General features: G+C 32.8%; 13 protein-coding genes. 4 read left to right on the forward strand and 9 right to left on the reverse strand.

Annotated elements, in window-relative coordinates; all coding sequences use genetic code 11:
• The first annotated feature begins 313 nt into the window (after positions 1 to 313).
• Positions 314 to 1,600, forward strand: coding sequence for an HdeD family acid-resistance protein (locus tag BR77_RS06895; RefSeq protein ID WP_016356350.1), 1,287 nt, complete (start codon positions 314 to 316; stop codon positions 1,598 to 1,600).
• Between the two features lie 36 nt (positions 1,601 to 1,636).
• On the opposite strand, the gene BR77_RS06900 is transcribed toward BR77_RS06895, so the two are convergent.
• The 3 genes from BR77_RS06900 to BR77_RS06910 all read right to left on the reverse strand — a co-directional run bounded on the left by BR77_RS06900 (position 1,637) and on the right by BR77_RS06910 (position 4,782).
• Positions 1,637 to 2,353 (reverse strand): GntR family transcriptional regulator, encoded by a 717-nt coding sequence (locus BR77_RS06900; protein WP_010050918.1) that lies wholly within the window; start codon positions 2,351 to 2,353, stop codon positions 1,637 to 1,639.
• A gap of 152 nt (positions 2,354 to 2,505) precedes the next feature.
• Positions 2,506 to 3,990: an AcpB/EbpR/MafR family transcriptional regulator gene (locus BR77_RS06905; RefSeq protein ID WP_015075762.1), complete on the reverse strand. Its 1,485-nt coding sequence runs from the start codon at positions 3,988 to 3,990 to the stop codon at positions 2,506 to 2,508.
• Between the two features lie 72 nt (positions 3,991 to 4,062).
• Positions 4,063 to 4,782 carry a hypothetical protein gene (locus BR77_RS06910; RefSeq protein ID WP_035064396.1) on the reverse strand — a complete coding sequence of 240 codons (720 nt, stop codon included), beginning with the start codon at positions 4,780 to 4,782 and terminating at the stop codon, positions 4,063 to 4,065.
• A 149-nt stretch (positions 4,783 to 4,931) separates the two neighbouring features.
• Here BR77_RS06910 and BR77_RS06915 point away from each other — a divergent pair, with 149 nt between their 5' ends.
• Positions 4,932 to 5,351, forward strand: a complete 420-nt coding sequence (locus tag BR77_RS06915) for a GNAT family N-acetyltransferase (RefSeq protein ID WP_010050915.1) — start codon at positions 4,932 to 4,934, stop codon at positions 5,349 to 5,351.
• A 57-nt stretch (positions 5,352 to 5,408) separates the two neighbouring features.
• Here BR77_RS06915 and BR77_RS06920 read toward each other — a convergent pair whose 3' ends face one another.
• Together BR77_RS06920 and rodA are read right to left on the reverse strand one after the other, a co-directional pair.
• Positions 5,409 to 6,533: an FtsW/RodA/SpoVE family cell cycle protein gene (locus tag BR77_RS06920; RefSeq protein WP_015075757.1), complete on the reverse strand. Its 1,125-nt coding sequence runs from the start codon at positions 6,531 to 6,533 to the stop codon at positions 5,409 to 5,411.
• A gap of 43 nt (positions 6,534 to 6,576) precedes the next feature.
• Positions 6,577 to 7,725, reverse strand: coding sequence for a rod shape-determining protein RodA (gene rodA, locus BR77_RS06925; RefSeq protein WP_015075756.1), 1,149 nt, complete (start codon positions 7,723 to 7,725; stop codon positions 6,577 to 6,579).
• Positions 7,726 to 7,867: 142 nt separating this feature from the next.
• Between rodA and BR77_RS06930 the strand changes: the two genes are divergently transcribed.
• The gene (locus tag BR77_RS06930; protein ID WP_015075755.1) at positions 7,868 to 8,587 is read left to right on the forward strand and encodes a LytR/AlgR family response regulator transcription factor; all 720 of its coding nucleotides are present in this window, start codon (positions 7,868 to 7,870) and stop codon (positions 8,585 to 8,587) included.
• The gene (locus BR77_RS06935) at positions 8,571 to 9,902 is read left to right on the forward strand and encodes a sensor histidine kinase (RefSeq protein ID WP_236700863.1); all 1,332 of its coding nucleotides are present in this window, start codon (positions 8,571 to 8,573) and stop codon (positions 9,900 to 9,902) included. The genes BR77_RS06930 and BR77_RS06935 overlap by 17 nt, the downstream gene beginning before the upstream one ends.
• Before the next feature lie 161 nt (positions 9,903 to 10,063).
• Here the strand turns inward: BR77_RS06935 and BR77_RS06940 are convergent, their stop codons facing one another.
• The 4 genes from BR77_RS06940 to BR77_RS06955 form a co-directional block, all read right to left on the reverse strand.
• On the reverse strand, positions 10,064 to 11,461 hold the full coding sequence (locus tag BR77_RS06940; RefSeq protein WP_010050905.1) for a glycoside hydrolase family 1 protein: 1,398 nt from the start codon (positions 11,459 to 11,461) through the stop codon (positions 10,064 to 10,066).
• Positions 11,462 to 11,663: 202 nt separating this feature from the next.
• Positions 11,664 to 12,122 (reverse strand): SsrA-binding protein SmpB, encoded by a 459-nt coding sequence (gene smpB / locus BR77_RS06945; RefSeq protein WP_010050903.1) that lies wholly within the window; start codon positions 12,120 to 12,122, stop codon positions 11,664 to 11,666.
• A gap of 31 nt (positions 12,123 to 12,153) precedes the next feature.
• On the reverse strand, positions 12,154 to 14,577 hold the full coding sequence (gene rnr, locus BR77_RS06950) for a ribonuclease R (protein WP_035064401.1): 2,424 nt from the start codon (positions 14,575 to 14,577) through the stop codon (positions 12,154 to 12,156).
• A gap of 3 nt (positions 14,578 to 14,580) precedes the next feature.
• Positions 14,581 to 15,336 carry an alpha/beta hydrolase gene (locus BR77_RS06955; RefSeq protein WP_015075752.1) on the reverse strand — a complete coding sequence of 252 codons (756 nt, stop codon included), beginning with the start codon at positions 15,334 to 15,336 and terminating at the stop codon, positions 14,581 to 14,583.
• Positions 15,337 to 15,404 lie beyond the last annotated feature (68 nt).

A 15,404-nucleotide genomic window follows, 5' to 3' on the forward strand; every position in this document is an offset into this window, starting at 1 on the left:
GAAATTATTTTGCTAATAATTTTAAGTACTTTTGTTGGTCATTCATATCATCAATCCACCTTCAATAATATATATACCAATTAGTATAACACGAAAAAAAAATAAAGATATACAATACACACACAGTGTTGAAACAACAAAAATATAAGTATACCTATAAAACAAGTTCTTCTTTTATTCAGACTCTAATTGGCTGGCTTTAACTTAAATCAATAAAATGGTAGAATGAAGAGTACGTCAATTACATGATTTATGCGTTTCATCTCTATAAAATAGCTTTATTATTATTTATTTTTAGAAAGGTTTACATTATATGTCTACAAAATATCAAAATCAATTTATTTTATTTTGCACTGGAATTTTATTAGTCGCATTAGGTGGAATCATCATTGTTTTTAATGAAACCATTTTTATGCCTTTATTTTTTTTAGTAGCGATTGCCTTTTTTATCGACGGTTTATCTCATCTTATTCGCTTTTTTATCCATAAACAGAAAGACTGGAAATTACTTCAAGATAGCTCAATAAAAGTTTTTGTTGGCTTAATTATTTATTATTTACCCACAGTTCCAATCCATCTCGTTATGATGATTTTTGGAGGATATACCGCCATTAAAGGCTTTGCTAAGATTATTGCTTACCGCACTCTTCGAAAAAGTCATTTAGCCGGTTGGTACCAGTTACTCGTTAGTGGTATTTTTCTTTTGACGATTGGATTTCTACTTTTATTTTCACCTTTTTTCCACTTAAATCAAACGTTAAATACATTTGGGCTCTACTTCTTAATGTATGGCATTGTAAATCTTTACTTTTTTCTTTTAAATTTTCTTGAACGGACAAAGATTGATGATTTTAAACGAAAAATTCGAATTACATTACCCATTTTCGTGGAAGCATTTCTTCCTAAGATGGTCCTAAAAGAAACCAATAATTTTTTAAAAACTAGTTCTGATCCTAGTTCAATCTCAGAATTTGTTGATAAAAAAAATGATTTAGTCCCAAATTTAGAAATATTTATTCATGTGACTGAAAAAAGCTTTGGTGCTATTGGGCATATGGATCTGTACTTTGATGGCGAGATTATTTCTTACGGAAATTACGATGAAGCTTCCTATCGACTTTTTGATACCATGGGGGATGGTGTACTTATGACTTCAAGTAAAGAGGATTATATTCCTTTTTGTATTAAATACAGTCAAAAAACATTATTTGGATTCGGAATTATCTTAACGGATGAACAAGTAGTAAAAGTTCGAAATGCTATTAGCGAACTAAAGTCCACCGCCACTCCTTGGCGTTCTGAGTTAGAATTAGCTTTGATGGATAATCCCAATATAAATCCAAACGACTATTCAGATTATGCTAGCGATGTTTCCAAGGAAATTGCTGCTTCATTTTATAAATTTAAAAATGAACCTTTCAAATCTTATTTTGTTTTAACAACAAATTGTGTCCTCTTAGCTGATACAATTTTAGGTCCCTCTGGAATTGATTTATTAAAACTTAACGGAATCCTTTCCCCAGGTACTTACTTACATTATTTACGTCAAGAACTAAAAAAAACGGATAGTAATGTGATTAGCTATGAAATATATAACTAAAAAAACATGAAGGGAATCTAATCCCCTTCATGTTTTTTAGCTGTTGTTACTAACTTCTAAAACAGTATAACTTCTTTTATCATAACGATGTCGACTTCTTGAATACTCAAAAGGTCGGCCATCTTTTAAATAAACAAGTTGTTCTACTTCTAAAACGGGATCATGCTCCCCACATTCTAAATATTTTTGATCATACTCAGATGCCTTATCTGCATGAATTTTCCGATAAGCTCCACCAAATACGAAGCCTAATTCTTCTTTTAAATAGGCATAAATAGAGCCTAAAAGAACGTCTTCAGTCAATCCTGTAACAATATCTGCTGGCATATACGTATGCTCTATTACATATGGCTCTTGATTTACACTTCTTAACCGAATAATTTTGTAGACCGGTTGACTCTCTTTTAACATCAACTGATCCATCACTTCTTGACTAGGAAATTCAATATTAAAATAGATTACTTGACTAGTTAATTGCTGTCCTTTTAATTGTTTCGTTAAACCTTCGTATTCTTTAGCCGGAGCATCTAAAGGATGAGCCAAGGCATTCTTCATGACAAATGTTCCCGCTCCTCTTTGACGATAAATTAAGCCTTCCATAGCTAAAATATCTAGTGCTTTTTTCATTGTCATTCGGCTGACATCAAATTCTTTAGCTAATGTAATCTGATCTGGAATGAGCGTATCAACTGGATATAATCCCATTTTAATTCGCTGTCTGATTTCATTTGCGATTTCTTGGTACTTCACCATTTTTTTTCACCCTCGCATTATTATTAATGATTTCCTTTATCATACATGATTTTTTTACAAAAGACTAGACAAATAAAGCTAGTTTTTAAGCAAAACTAGCCTTATTCTGATTTCACGAGTGTTACTTACCAAACGAAATTAGACATTTTGGCTTATTCTCTCATACTTATATCTGAAATATATCGTTCTAAACGAGTCCAGTCTCCCATTGTTGGAGGAATTTTACAAATAAAAACGGGAGTATCTATACCTGTAATTAAACAATCTGTCACAATCAAATCAACCTCTGCTTCGTGAGCTGGTTCAAGTTGATAAGAAGAAACTATTTCAAGTCTATGAGGCAAGATATTTATGATATCCTTACCTAATTTAATTTCAGTATACCGACCATTTTCGGTTAAAATTTGGACTCTGATAATTTTTTCATAATAACTCCAATCTATATATGGAGCGATAAATGGAATATAATGATTAAATAAGAATTCACTTTGCTCAAAAATTGGAGCTACTTCAGGTATTTTTGCTAATCTTTCCGCAATTGGTTGGAATTTTTTGTAAAATAGACGATGATACTTACGCTCATTATAAGCAAATTTAGAAAAATAAAAGCGAATTGAATCAGCTTTAAATAAATAGGCATGATAGTGGATACTACTTAAACTTTCAATTAATAAAAGATTATCCTTTTTCAAACCAATAGTGTGTAAATTTTTTAGAAACTCATCTAGTATTAATTCTGTTGCTTGGTAGGATGGTAGCTGATTTTGTTTCAAAAAACCAACTGTATCTTTTACAAGCTCTGTCGTTTCAATTTGATGTGGAATAATATTAAACAAAGAAAAAATGTAATCGACTTCATTTGATAAAGCATCTCCACTTAATGGCATTTCTTTAAACATGTTCAAAATTAATGGTTCTAACTCTTTATATAGCGGATTTCCTTCTTTAATTCCTTGAAATTCTTCCACACAGTCAATCAAATCACCACCCAAAATTCGAACTTGTGCGCAAGCCGCCCAATAAGCAGTTTGTTCTCGCTCAATTAAATTAAAGGTATGCCCGTAAACCTTTTCTGCAGCTATAATCATTTCGAGGATAGGTTCCCTATCAATAGTAGGAAATGGCCATTCCAAACCTTTAAAGACACGCCAATAGATATGCATACCACAATAACGTATTTGCTTTTCGGTGCCTCTAAAAGCTGGAGGATTATTCACTATTGAGATGGCATAATAATCTAACCACTCTCTTAATTCTTTAATTTGCTTATAAAAACTAGTATAACTAACATGCTGATCTTCAGCAAAGTATGTTAGCGACTCAATATCTTCTTGAAATAAAGCATCAAAAAGATGATACGGAATACCAGCTTTAATATAGGACAAATAGATTTTATGCATATAAAAATCATTGCTCTTCTTTAAAAAGGAACCTCTTGAAGAGACATCCAGTTTAATCTCATCTGTACTCCACTCTGCAATATCGTGCTGAATCATTTTCATATCTAGTTGCACCGTTTTTTTAGAACTTTTAATTCTATCAGCAATTTCATCTAATCGCCAATAACGATCTTCAGAAATCAACAATTCTAAAATTTTCACTTTGCGAGTGCCAAGCTTATCTAATAATATGTCCATTTTAATCCTCCTACCCTCAGTCCAAGCAAACATATCCTTAATTTTGATAGCTTCTATTTCTCAAAAAAATACTTAAGATTGTTTTTCTCCAAATTGATTTAAATTGCTTAAATCATTTAACTTTGTAATTTCATTTTTCATAATAGTAATCATGTCAATCGATAAATCATCTAGTAGAAAAACCAAACGTTTCAATATGGCTTGATAACTCGATAATTCTTTATTGAAGTTTCTTCCTTGATCAATTAAAAATTCGTGTTCTAGTTTACTTAAATATTTATTACTATAATTAAATAGCGAGACTATTTTTTCAACTTTATTGCCATTTTCAGTAAAATAAATGCTAATCAACTCAATATCATGGATAAGCTTTTCGGTTTCATTTCTATTTTGAACTAAACGTACTGTAATTTGTTCATTAGCCAAAATAGAATTGGTATCTCTTATAAAGCGAATAATTTCCTCATTTTTATAAATACTCGTATTTAACTTTGCATACAAATTTTCAATTTTTTGAAATAACATTTCTTTATACAAAAATTCTGCTTGAATTTGGCGTTCTTTTTTAGAGTTTAGCTCTATTTCTTCACGCAATGCTGTATTCTGTGTCTTTGATTCACTAAATGCAAGCAATATTGCACCAATTATTCCAAAAAAAGAGCCGATAAAATTATACATCCCATCAATCGTTAATTCCCGATCTACTGCACCAGTGAAAATAGGAATAAATAAAAGTAAAAACCCAATAAAAATAATAGAAATTATCATTAGGTGATTTTTCAAATAACGCATAGTTTCCTCCTCTTGGCTAGCATTTAAATAGCTTTAACCTATCTGTCTTAAATATAATAGAAATAGATTGCTTACGTCAAATTTTAACGATTTTATCATACAGTTTGTAGTATACTAATTAGTATCCAACTAAATAATGAGGTGAAAAAATGGAAATTAGAGAAGTTGACAGTAAAAAAAATCAAGAAATGCTTTCAACGCTTTTAGAAAATTACAGTCAAAGTCAGAATAAAAATATCCCTGTTTACGAAAAAAAAGAAATTTCGTTAGCTGCATATGATGGTGCTACTTTTTTAGGCGGTATTACCGGTGAAATTTTTTGGAATCATCTTCACGTAAGTTTATTAGCCATTCATCCAGATAACCAAAAAGGTGGTGTTGGAAGTCGCTTACTTGAACAAATCGAACTTATTGCTCGTGAAAATAACTGTACATTAATTTTATTAGAAACCATGAGCTGGCAAGCACCTAAGTTCTACCCAAAACATGGCTATACTCTTTTTGGTACTGTTGAAGATTATCCAATTAAAGGTGAGGCACAATATTCTTTTCAAAAAAGATTATCTTAAGAAAATAAAAAATAGGCTTGTGGGAATTCCACAGCCTATTTTTTGTGACTCATCCATCTATTTAGTTATTCTTCGACTCACATTAAAAACTAGCCCCAGTGCGATTGATAGTATTAAAATACTGGATCCACCATAACTAACAAAAGGTAAAGTAACCCCACTAATCGGCACAAGTCCAATCACACCACCAATATTAATTCCCGTTTGAATCAACATCATCGTCCCTATCCCTATGCAAAGTAAGGAAGAAAAAGAATCTTTTGTATGATTTGCTAAATAAAAGATACGTAAAATCAGCGTACTTAATGCTACCAAAATAAGGCAAACCCCGATCAATCCAAATTCTTCCCCAATAATAGCTAGGATAAAATCAGTATGTGGCTCAGGCAAGTAGCCCTTTTTCAGAACACTTTTTCCCAAACCAACACCAAAAACACCACCTCGGCCTAAAGCTAAATAGGAACCGCTTAACTGCATACCAGAACTATCGGCTAATTCAAAAGGGTTCCAAAAAGCTTCAAAACGGGCATAGCGATAGGTTGACATCCCTGGCATCTTTGCTCCATAAATCGTAAGTAATTTTAAGTACCCAGCAATCACTCCTGAAGCAGCCAAACTACTAATCATCCCAATTTTAAAAGGCATCCCACTTGCAAAAATTTGAACTACAATAACAATTGCAATAATAATGACACTACCAGCATCTGGTTGTAGCAAAATCAGCAAAGAACTAATTCCTACTATAACAATGGGGGGTAAAATAGCTTTAAACCAGTTTCTTTGCATTTGTGATTGCCGACGAGATAAAATATACGCAGTATACCAAACTAAGACTAACTTTGAAATTTCAACTGGTTGGATATTGAAAAAACCAATGTCGATCCACCTCTTAGCACCATTAATATTCTCACCAATTATTAAAACTGAAGCTAACAAAAGTAGCATCGCAAAAAATAAACATAAAACTAAATTTTTATTTTTTAAAAAGCTCATTTTAAGCTGGCTAGTTATAACAAGCATCGTCATCCCAGCACCAATAAAGACAAGCTGACCAACAAAATATTTAGTACCTGTGCCATATTGTACCAAAGAAACATCTGCGCTTGCACTATAGACCATTAAAGAACCTATAAAGATCAATGTCAGATAAGGTACTAGCAAATAATAATCTATTTTTTTCATTCTCTCACCTTTCTTTTTGACTAAATAGACAGCCAAACTCTACTTACTCAAAATTTTTATCTTTTTCAGAAAAAATATAATCATGATTATGATGGTTCATGGATAATACTAAACCAACGGCAATCATGTTCCCTAATAAAGAGGACCCTCCATAGCTAATAAACGGTAATGGAATTCCCGTCACTGGAAGCAAGCCAATTGTCATACCAATATTTTCAAAAATATGAAAACTAACCAGCATAATAACCCCAGTCACAATGTAAGAATAAAATTCATTTCTAATTTTGAAACAAGTTAAAACAAAACGATAAATCAGTAAAAAATAAACAAACAGCAGTATAGCACTTCCGATAAATCCAAAATTTTCTCCTAAAACGGTAAAAATAAAATCTGTATGATTTTCAGGAACATAAACTTCTGACATCCCAAAGCCTTTTCCACCTATTTGTCCTGAACCAATCGCCTTCATACTCTGAATTGATTGATAAGAGTCCCCAGAAACATCTAGATAAGGATCTAACCACACATCAACCCGATCAAATTGATAACTGTGAAACCCAATTTTATAAAGAATTTCGCGATTAAATAATATTAAACAAAACATACCAATTAAAATACTGCTAACAATTCCAATTAGAGGTCCTAAAATTTTCCAACTAACGCCTGATAATAAGGTCATTCCTGCAATAATCGCAATAAAAACAATCGTTGTCCCTAAATCTGATTGTAACATAATTAATCCTATTGGTGGTAAACTTAAAAGAACAATTTTAGTCAACAACCAACTATCCGATTTTATCGTTCGGTTCATTACTTTTCGATTGTGACTAGTTAATAGTCGAGCTAAAGTTAAAATAAATGCAATTTTCATTACTTCAGAAGTTTGAAAATTCATAAAGCCTAAATTGATCCATCTCGTAGACCCATTAATTTCAACTCCAACTATCAAAACAGCAATTAAAAGAATAATTCCAATCCCATAAGCGACTGGAGCTAGTTTCCAAAGTTGTTCACTATCAAATTGCATCACGATAAAGACAATCACTGCCCCCACCAAGTACCATGCTCCTTGCATAATCACATAGTGCCATCCACCAGTCGCACTATGAATCGTTGCTAAACTAATTAAAGCTAAAATCATCAATAACAAGACAATTGCAAAATTTTGTTCATTATTTTTTTCTTTTGTCATACATCTACACTCCTTATCATCGGGTTCTTGTAACACAAATTTATAAAGAAAAAAGTAAGAATTTAGTTGAGTGGTTGTAATTTGACGTCCAAATGTAATAATTAGAACAGAATCAACTATTTAGAGATTGGAGTTCATTTACATGCATATCGCTATTTGTGAAGATGAAACAGTACAACAAGAAGAACTATACAACCTATTACAAGCTTATCAAAGCTTTTTTCCTACACCATTAGCTATTGAAGTTTTCAGTAACGCTGAGGATTTAATTGAGGTTTGTCATTATTCTGGTAATCGCTTTGACTTAATTTTTCTAGATATAGCCTTGCCTAAATTAAATGGCATAGAAGCTGCTAAAATAATTAGGCAAATGGATGCTGAGGTCGAACTTGTATTTCTAACAAGTATGCTTGACTATTCTTTAGAAGGCTATCATGTCAAAGCCTTACGTTATCTACTGAAACCAATTAAAGCACATCAATTAGACGAACTTCTTAAGACTATAAAAAATAGTAAACCAAAGGCTAGCCTGACAATTTCCAATAAATTTGGTCAAAAAAAGATTGCTTTAGATCAAATTTATTTTATTGAGAGCCGACAACGTAAATTATTTTTTCATACCACTACGGAAAGTAGTGAAATGTACGGAAAACTGAATGATTTAGAGGAAAAACTAAAGTTCAAACATTTTGCTCGCTGTCACCAGTCTTATTTAATTCATTTGCCTTATGTCACTGAAATTATAAAAGACCAAGTGAAATTAGAAAATCAACTGCTGCTCCCCATTAGCAAAGCACATAGGAAAACTTTTAAAGAAGCCTTCTTTGACTATTTAACTATAGGCGGTGAGTGGCTTGATTAATATAGACTCTGCATTCTTTTTTTATGCAAGCCATCTTTTTGAGGCTAGTTTTGAAGCCTTTTTAATGTTCTATTTTTTTAAGAACTTCATTGGAGTTCCACGTTTAAATAAAGTCTTTTTGCTAGCTTGTTTCTTTTGCTTAGACTTTGTTACGACTTATTTTGAACAATTGCATCCTTTTATCTATCTAGCAATTTTAATTAGTGTACTCACACTAATTAGTTTTTCTTTTTCAGGATCTACGAAACTGCGTTTACAGGCTGCTGCTTTATATTTTATAATGACTCTCTTTTCTGAAAAAGTTGTTATTTATGTATCCGATGCTATTTACATTTTATCCAGTAATTTTCAACATTCCGACTCTTTGAAAATTATTTTCTTTTATTTTTGTAGTGATATTTTACAATTTTTCTTTGTCTACAATGTTGTTCAACTAAGAAAAGGCTTGAATAAACAATTCTATCTCACTTTTTTAATGACACTTTCTTTAGTTGTGATTAATTTAATTTTAATTTACAATTCACTCTTAGTCATCTTCCTTGAGGTAAATAAAATTTATATTAGTCTAACTATTCTTTCGATTTTTGTTATTTTATTTTTCAGTTATTTTGTTATACAACTCGTCGAAAAAATGGCTCGCCACTATCAGCTAGACTTTGAAAATAGAGCCTTAAATCAACAATTACACTATCAAAAAATGACTCAAGATAAAATGCTCAAAGCTCAAAAAGAGGTACGCAGTCTTAAACATGATTTGCGAAATCATCTTGTTTCACTCTCTTATCTAGTCAAAAAAAATGATTTACCTAGTACTGAAATCTATTTAAAAGAGCTTCTAGCTATGGAAAGCTTAGCTGATCCTACTTCTTTTACAGAAAATCTAGTAATTGACGCATTATTAACTCAATTAGATGAACGCTGTTTAATTGAAAATATCCATTTGGATTTGGTTGTCAAACCATTAAATATAAAAGAAATTAAAGACATTGATTTAGCGATACTATTCGGAAATGCTTTTGATAATGCACTTGAAGCTGTTTCACCACTTCCAGAGGACCAAAAGAAAATTTGCTTATCTATGCATTTCAAAAAAAATTATTTATTTATCACACTTAAAAATACCCAAAATAACCAAAATAACCACTATCACTTTCATTCAGACTACTCTTATCCTACTACTAAAGAAAATAAAAAAAACCACGGATTTGGTTTGAAAAATATGGAGCAAGTTGTAAGTAAATATGACGGGCAATTAAAAATAAAAAATGAAAAAGAAACTTTTACCTTGGTTTTAGTTTTAAAAGATGCACTATAAATAAAAAGTAAATCAAACTTGAAACTAGAGGTTTGATTTACTTTTTTAGTAGACTAAATTATTAAGCCTACTAAATTTTTTAGAGATAGTAACCCTTTAAAAGCATAAAAAAAACAGACAAAAATTTGTCTGTTTCTTCTTTACTCATTTTAATTTTTTTATTAATCGTTAAAACCATTGGCATCTGTCATTTTTTTAAACCAATGACCACTTTTTTTAATTGTTCTTTCGCCTTCTTTATCTAAGTTAACTGAAATAAAGCCATAACGATTTTTATATGCGTTCGTCCAAGACCAGTTGTCCATACAAGTCCACATATGGTAACCTTGCACATTACTTCCTTCAGCAATTGCTTGGTGAACATATTTTAAATGTTCGCTAATAAATTCAATCCGATAATCATCTTCAATTTCACCAGCATCGTTGATAAAACGTTCTTCGCCTTCAACACCCATTCCATTTTCAGAAATAAAGCAACGAATATTTCCATAATTCTCACGAACATTTGTCAAGATGTCATAAATACCTTTTTCATAGATTTCCCAACCACGATAAATATTCATTTTACGGCCTGGCATTTCGTAGTTATCAAAGTAATCTTCTGGCATTGGTCCATTAGTTGAATCAATTGGTGTTTCTTTAGCTTTGATACGACGTGGTTGATAATAATTAATTCCCAATAAATCAACTGTATTTTCAGCTATCGTCTTCAAGTCATCCGCCTCATACTCAGGTAAGTGGTCAATCTCTTTAAGAATTTCAACTAACTCAGTTGGAAATGTTCCTTTCACAGATGGGTCTAAAAACGAACGATTAAAGAATGCATCTGCAATAGCTGCTGCTTTAACATCAGCTGGATTTGCAGCATCTCTTGGGTAGCTTGGTGTTAAATTTAAAATAATACCAATCTCACCGTCTAATTTCATTTCATGATAAGCTTCGATTGCTTTAGCACTTGCTAACATCTCATGAAAACCAACTTGAACAGCATGGCGTAAATTTATTTCCATTGGATAGTGGAACTGATATAAATAGCCCGCCTCTACAGGAACAATTGGTTCATTATGAGTAAACCATTTTTTTACACGATCGCCAAATAGCTCAAAACAAGTTTTAGCAAACGCAACATAAGCATCAACTGTTTTACGATTCACCCAACCACCTTCACGTTGTAAAGCCATTGGAATATCAAAATGATACAAGTTCATAAATGGCTCAATTCCATTAGCAATCATTTCATCAATTAAATTATTATAAAAAGTAACTGCTTCTGGATTTACAGCTCCTGTCCCGTTAGGAATTAAGCGACTCCATTGTATTGATGTTCTAAAACTATTGTGTCCCGTTGCTTTCATTAATTGGATATCTTCTGGATATTTACGATAAACGCGAGAGGCTTTATCTGGTCCGACTTGATTAAAGAATTTTTCAGGTTCAGCTTCGTACCAATAATCCCATAAACTTTCACCTTTTCCGTCTCCAGGGTAAACACCTTCTGTTTGTGGTCCGCTTGCTGCTGATCCCCACCAAAAATTCTCAGGAAATTCATATTTTACCATGCTACATTCTCCTCACGTTATCGACTATTTAGTTCATCTATTTATTCACTTTAATTATACAATCTCGAAATAGATTTGTCTAGTCATTTGATATAATAAACATATATAAGTTCGAAAATAAGAAAAGAGAAAATTAGCTAACAAAAAAAAGATCAGGTTATATATCCCTAATCTTTTTGTTTCATTATTTAGTAGATTGAGCCTATCTGATTTTCATCGTCCGATCCAAGTCACGTTTTGCATCTTTGCGTTTTAAATCTTCACGCTTATCATAGTTTTTCTTCCCTTTAGCTAATCCAATTAAGACTTTTGCATAGCCATTTTTTATATAAACTTTTAAAGGGACTAAGGTAATTCCTGTTCCTTTAGTTTCATTTACTAGACGGGCAATTTGTTTTTTATGCATTAATAGTTTGCGAATTCGAAGTGGATCATGATTAAACTGATTGCCTTGTTCATAAGGACTAATATGGACATTGTGTAAATAGATTTCATCCTTATAAATACGTGCATAACCATCTTTTAAATTAATTCGAGCTCCTCGAATTGATTTAATTTCAGTGCCCTGTAAAACCATACCAGCTTCTATTGTATCGATAATAGTATAATCATGGCGTGCTTTTCGATTTTGGGCAACTAATTTGCCTTCGTGTTTTGGCATTTGACCGTTCGCCTCCTTGAACGATTACTTTTTATTTTTTCTTCTTCTTCTTTTTGGCTACTGCTGAATAAAACGGGTTCTTCCCTTTGGCAGCTGTTTTTTTACCTTTTCCAGCATTTGTTTTACTAGCTAAATCAACTTTTAATTTGCCTTTTTTCTTATGAGTTTTTTTAGGTTCACTCTCTGTTTTCTTACCAGAGCGGGTTGATGTTGCACCACGTCGACGTTCTTCGGGCTTGCCTCGGCCTTTTTTAGTTCTTTCAATAACTGGAACTTTTGGTGCATTTGGATCAGGAATTAATTCAAAATCAATTTCCCGCGTTTCCACATCTGCTTTAGTCACCTTAATTTTAACTGGTTGGCCAATACGGTAACTTACACCCGTACGTTCTCCAACTAACATTAAATGATTTTCAATAAAGGTAAAGTAATCTTCTTTCATATTTGAAATATGAATTAAACCTTCAATTGTATTAGGTAATTCAACAAAAATACCAAATTTAGTCACTGAACTAATAACGCCATCAAATATTTCACCAATTTTATCCGACATATATTCAGTTTTCTTAAGAGAATCTGTTTCACGTTCAGCATCAACTGCTCGGCGTTCCATTTTAGAACTTTGCTCTGCAATTTCTGGCAATAAGCCTGCCCATTTAGCTTTTTCTTCGCTACCTATCCCTTTTGTCGCATAACTTCGAATTAAACGGTGTACAATCAAATCTGGATAACGACGAATTGGTGAAGTAAAATGCGTATAAAATTCTGCTCCAAGACCAAAATGTCCTAAAGCTTCTGCATCATATTTGGCTTGTTTCATACTTCTTAACAACATCGTTGAAATAACAGCTTCTTCAGGCTCTCCACTAACTCCACGTAGAACTTTTTGAAGTTGTTTAGGTGAAACTTCACCACTAGTGCCTTTCATTAATATTCCAAAGGCTGTCACGAACTCCATAAAGCGTTGCATTCTGTCGCTATCTGGCTGCTCATGAACACGATAGATAAATGGTACATCTAGTTTAAAGTAATGCTCAGCAACTGTTTCATTCGCCGAAAGCATAAAGGATTCAATTAAGCGCTCACCAATTCCTCGATGACGCATCACGATTTCTTCTGGATGTCCTTCGTTATTCACAATAATTTGTGCTTCTGGTGCCTCAAAATCAATGGCTCCCCTTGCTTGACGCTTATTCACTAAGAGTTCATGTAATTCTCCCATTAATTCAAACATCGGGACAAATTCTTGATACTCTGCACGAACTTCAGGATCTTTTTCCATCAAAATTTGATTTATGGCTGTATATGTCATTCGTTTTGAAGAATGAATTACACTTGGGAAAATATCATGGTTGACCACTTCTCCCGCTGAGTTAATTTCCATTTCACAACTCATTGTCAAACGATCTTCGTTTGGATTTAAAGAACACAGACCATTTGATAAACGATGAGGCAACATTGGAATAACTCTATCCGTTAAATAAACACTAGTTGCTCGTTCAAAAGCCTCTCCATCCAAGGCACTATCTTCCGTTACATAATAAGATACATCCGCAATATGAACACCTAAATGATAGTTACCATTGTCCAATTTGCGAACAGTAACAGCATCATCTAAATCTTTTGCATCTTCTCCATCAATAGTCACAATCATTTCATTGGTTAAATCTCGACGATTTTCCCGGTCCTGATCTGAAATAGTTTCTGGAACTGCATCGGCTTCTGCTAAAACTGCCTCTGGAAATTCAATTGGAATCCCGTGCTTGTAAACAATCGCTAAAATATCTACTCCTGGATCATTTTTATGTCCAATTGTTTGGCTGACGATTCCTTGCATGCTTTTCGGAAAAGCTAAATCTGGATAATAGGTGATTTCTACTAATACAATAGCGCCATCAACTGGCTTAATCCCTTTTGCTTCGATAAAAACGCGCATATCATTAATTTTTTTATCTTGTGGTAGAACGTATCCATATAAATCAGTTTCAGCAATTCCTGCTTCATCGTAAGCATAAAATTCACCAACAAGCTGATGGAATTTCCGCTCAACAATTGTTTCGACAACGCCTTCAGCCCCTTTATCATTCCAAGGTTCTGGTACACGAGTAATATCAACAGTCACCACATCTCCATCTAAAGCAAAATTAGTATGCCCTTGTGGAATATACACATCATCTTCTTCATCTTCAATAGAGACAAATCCGAAGCCGCGATCATTAGCTCTAAAGATTCCCGTTAAAACAGGTTTCTTAGTTGGCAATTTAAAATGCCCTTTTTTATTTAATTTAAGACTACCTTTACGCTCCATTTCAGCAAGAGCACTTACTAACATCTTAAAATCAGCGGCACTCGTTAAGCCCATGCCTTCACTGATATCTTTGACAGCAAATGATTTCTTCGTGCTGCCTTCAAGGTAAGCAATAATTGCTTCCTTCGTTGTTTTTTTTATTGTCATATTTTATCCCTCATTCCAGTGTAACTGATTTAGGAAATCTAACACATCATTTTCTAATGCATGATGGTCTCTTCCTACTGTTATCACATGGCTACTCTCTTCATACCAATGAAATGAAACAGCAGCTTGTACTAGTGCTTTTTTCAGTTCATAGGCTGATTGTGAATCAATTAATTCATCTTGCCCAGCTTGGGCAATAAAAAACGGTTTTGTAATTTCTGGAATTTTCATTTGAATCGGTGGCAAATAATTGCCAATTTCCAGTAATTGCTGTTGAACTTCTATTTTTATTTTTGGTAAACTTTCGGCTATTTTAGTAGGTTCAATCCCAGCAATCTTTTGAACAGTTGCAACATACCTTAAAAAGCTATCTACAACATGATTATTTTCATTTAAAAATAACGGCGAGCATAATGTACCTGCTGCCAATAAACCTTCTTCTTCCAGTGCTTTTGTAGCAAATATACCACCTAATGATAAACCAAAAACAGCAATTTCTTGATAGCCTTTTTCTCTTAAGAAAGCTAGTGCATTTTGAGTATCCAACCACCAATCAGCTGGCGTTGCTGCTAATATATCTGTTGGATCCAATGTACCATGACCTTTAAAGTGGGGAGCATACACCGTATATCCCTCTTTTTCTAATGCTCTTCCTAACATTCTCATATCATTGGAGCTGCCTGTATAAGCATGTAATAACAGGATTGCTCTTGGCCCGTTCTCAAAGAAAAAAGGTTCTGGTAAAGCTATTTTTTTCATTAAGTTTATCCTCCTTATAAATAAAGGTATATTTTATAATCAAATCACTTGCTACATCTATTTTACTG

The organism is Carnobacterium maltaromaticum DSM 20342 (genome assembly GCF_000744945.1).
Lineage (GTDB): Bacteria > Bacillota > Bacilli > Lactobacillales > Carnobacteriaceae > Carnobacterium > Carnobacterium maltaromaticum.

Bases quoted from the DNA above. Each gene is read 5' to 3' on its own strand.
- BR77_RS06895 (WP_016356350.1), top strand. From the start codon at position 314: ATGTCTACAAAATATCAAAATCAATTTATTTTATTTTGCACTGGAATT.
- BR77_RS06900 (WP_010050918.1), bottom strand. From the start codon at position 2,353: ATGGTGAAGTACCAAGAAATCGCAAATGAAATCAGACAGCGAATTAAA.
- BR77_RS06905 (WP_015075762.1), bottom strand. From the start codon at position 3,990: ATGGACATATTATTAGATAAGCTTGGCACTCGCAAAGTGAAAATTTTA.
- BR77_RS06910 (WP_035064396.1), bottom strand. From the start codon at position 4,782: ATGCGTTATTTGAAAAATCACCTAATGATAATTTCTATTATTTTTATT.
- BR77_RS06915 (WP_010050915.1), top strand. From the start codon at position 4,932: ATGGAAATTAGAGAAGTTGACAGTAAAAAAAATCAAGAAATGCTTTCA.
- BR77_RS06920 (WP_015075757.1), bottom strand. From the start codon at position 6,533: ATGAAAAAAATAGATTATTATTTGCTAGTACCTTATCTGACATTGATC.
- rodA (WP_015075756.1), bottom strand. From the start codon at position 7,725: ATGACAAAAGAAAAAAATAATGAACAAAATTTTGCAATTGTCTTGTTA.
- BR77_RS06930 (WP_015075755.1), top strand. From the start codon at position 7,868: ATGCATATCGCTATTTGTGAAGATGAAACAGTACAACAAGAAGAACTA.
- BR77_RS06940 (WP_010050905.1), bottom strand. From the start codon at position 11,461: ATGGTAAAATATGAATTTCCTGAGAATTTTTGGTGGGGATCAGCAGCA.
- smpB (WP_010050903.1), bottom strand. From the start codon at position 12,122: ATGCCAAAACACGAAGGCAAATTAGTTGCCCAAAATCGAAAAGCACGC.
- rnr (WP_035064401.1), bottom strand. From the start codon at position 14,577: ATGACAATAAAAAAAACAACGAAGGAAGCAATTATTGCTTACCTTGAA.
- BR77_RS06955 (WP_015075752.1), bottom strand. From the start codon at position 15,336: ATGAAAAAAATAGCTTTACCAGAACCTTTTTTCTTTGAGAACGGGCCA.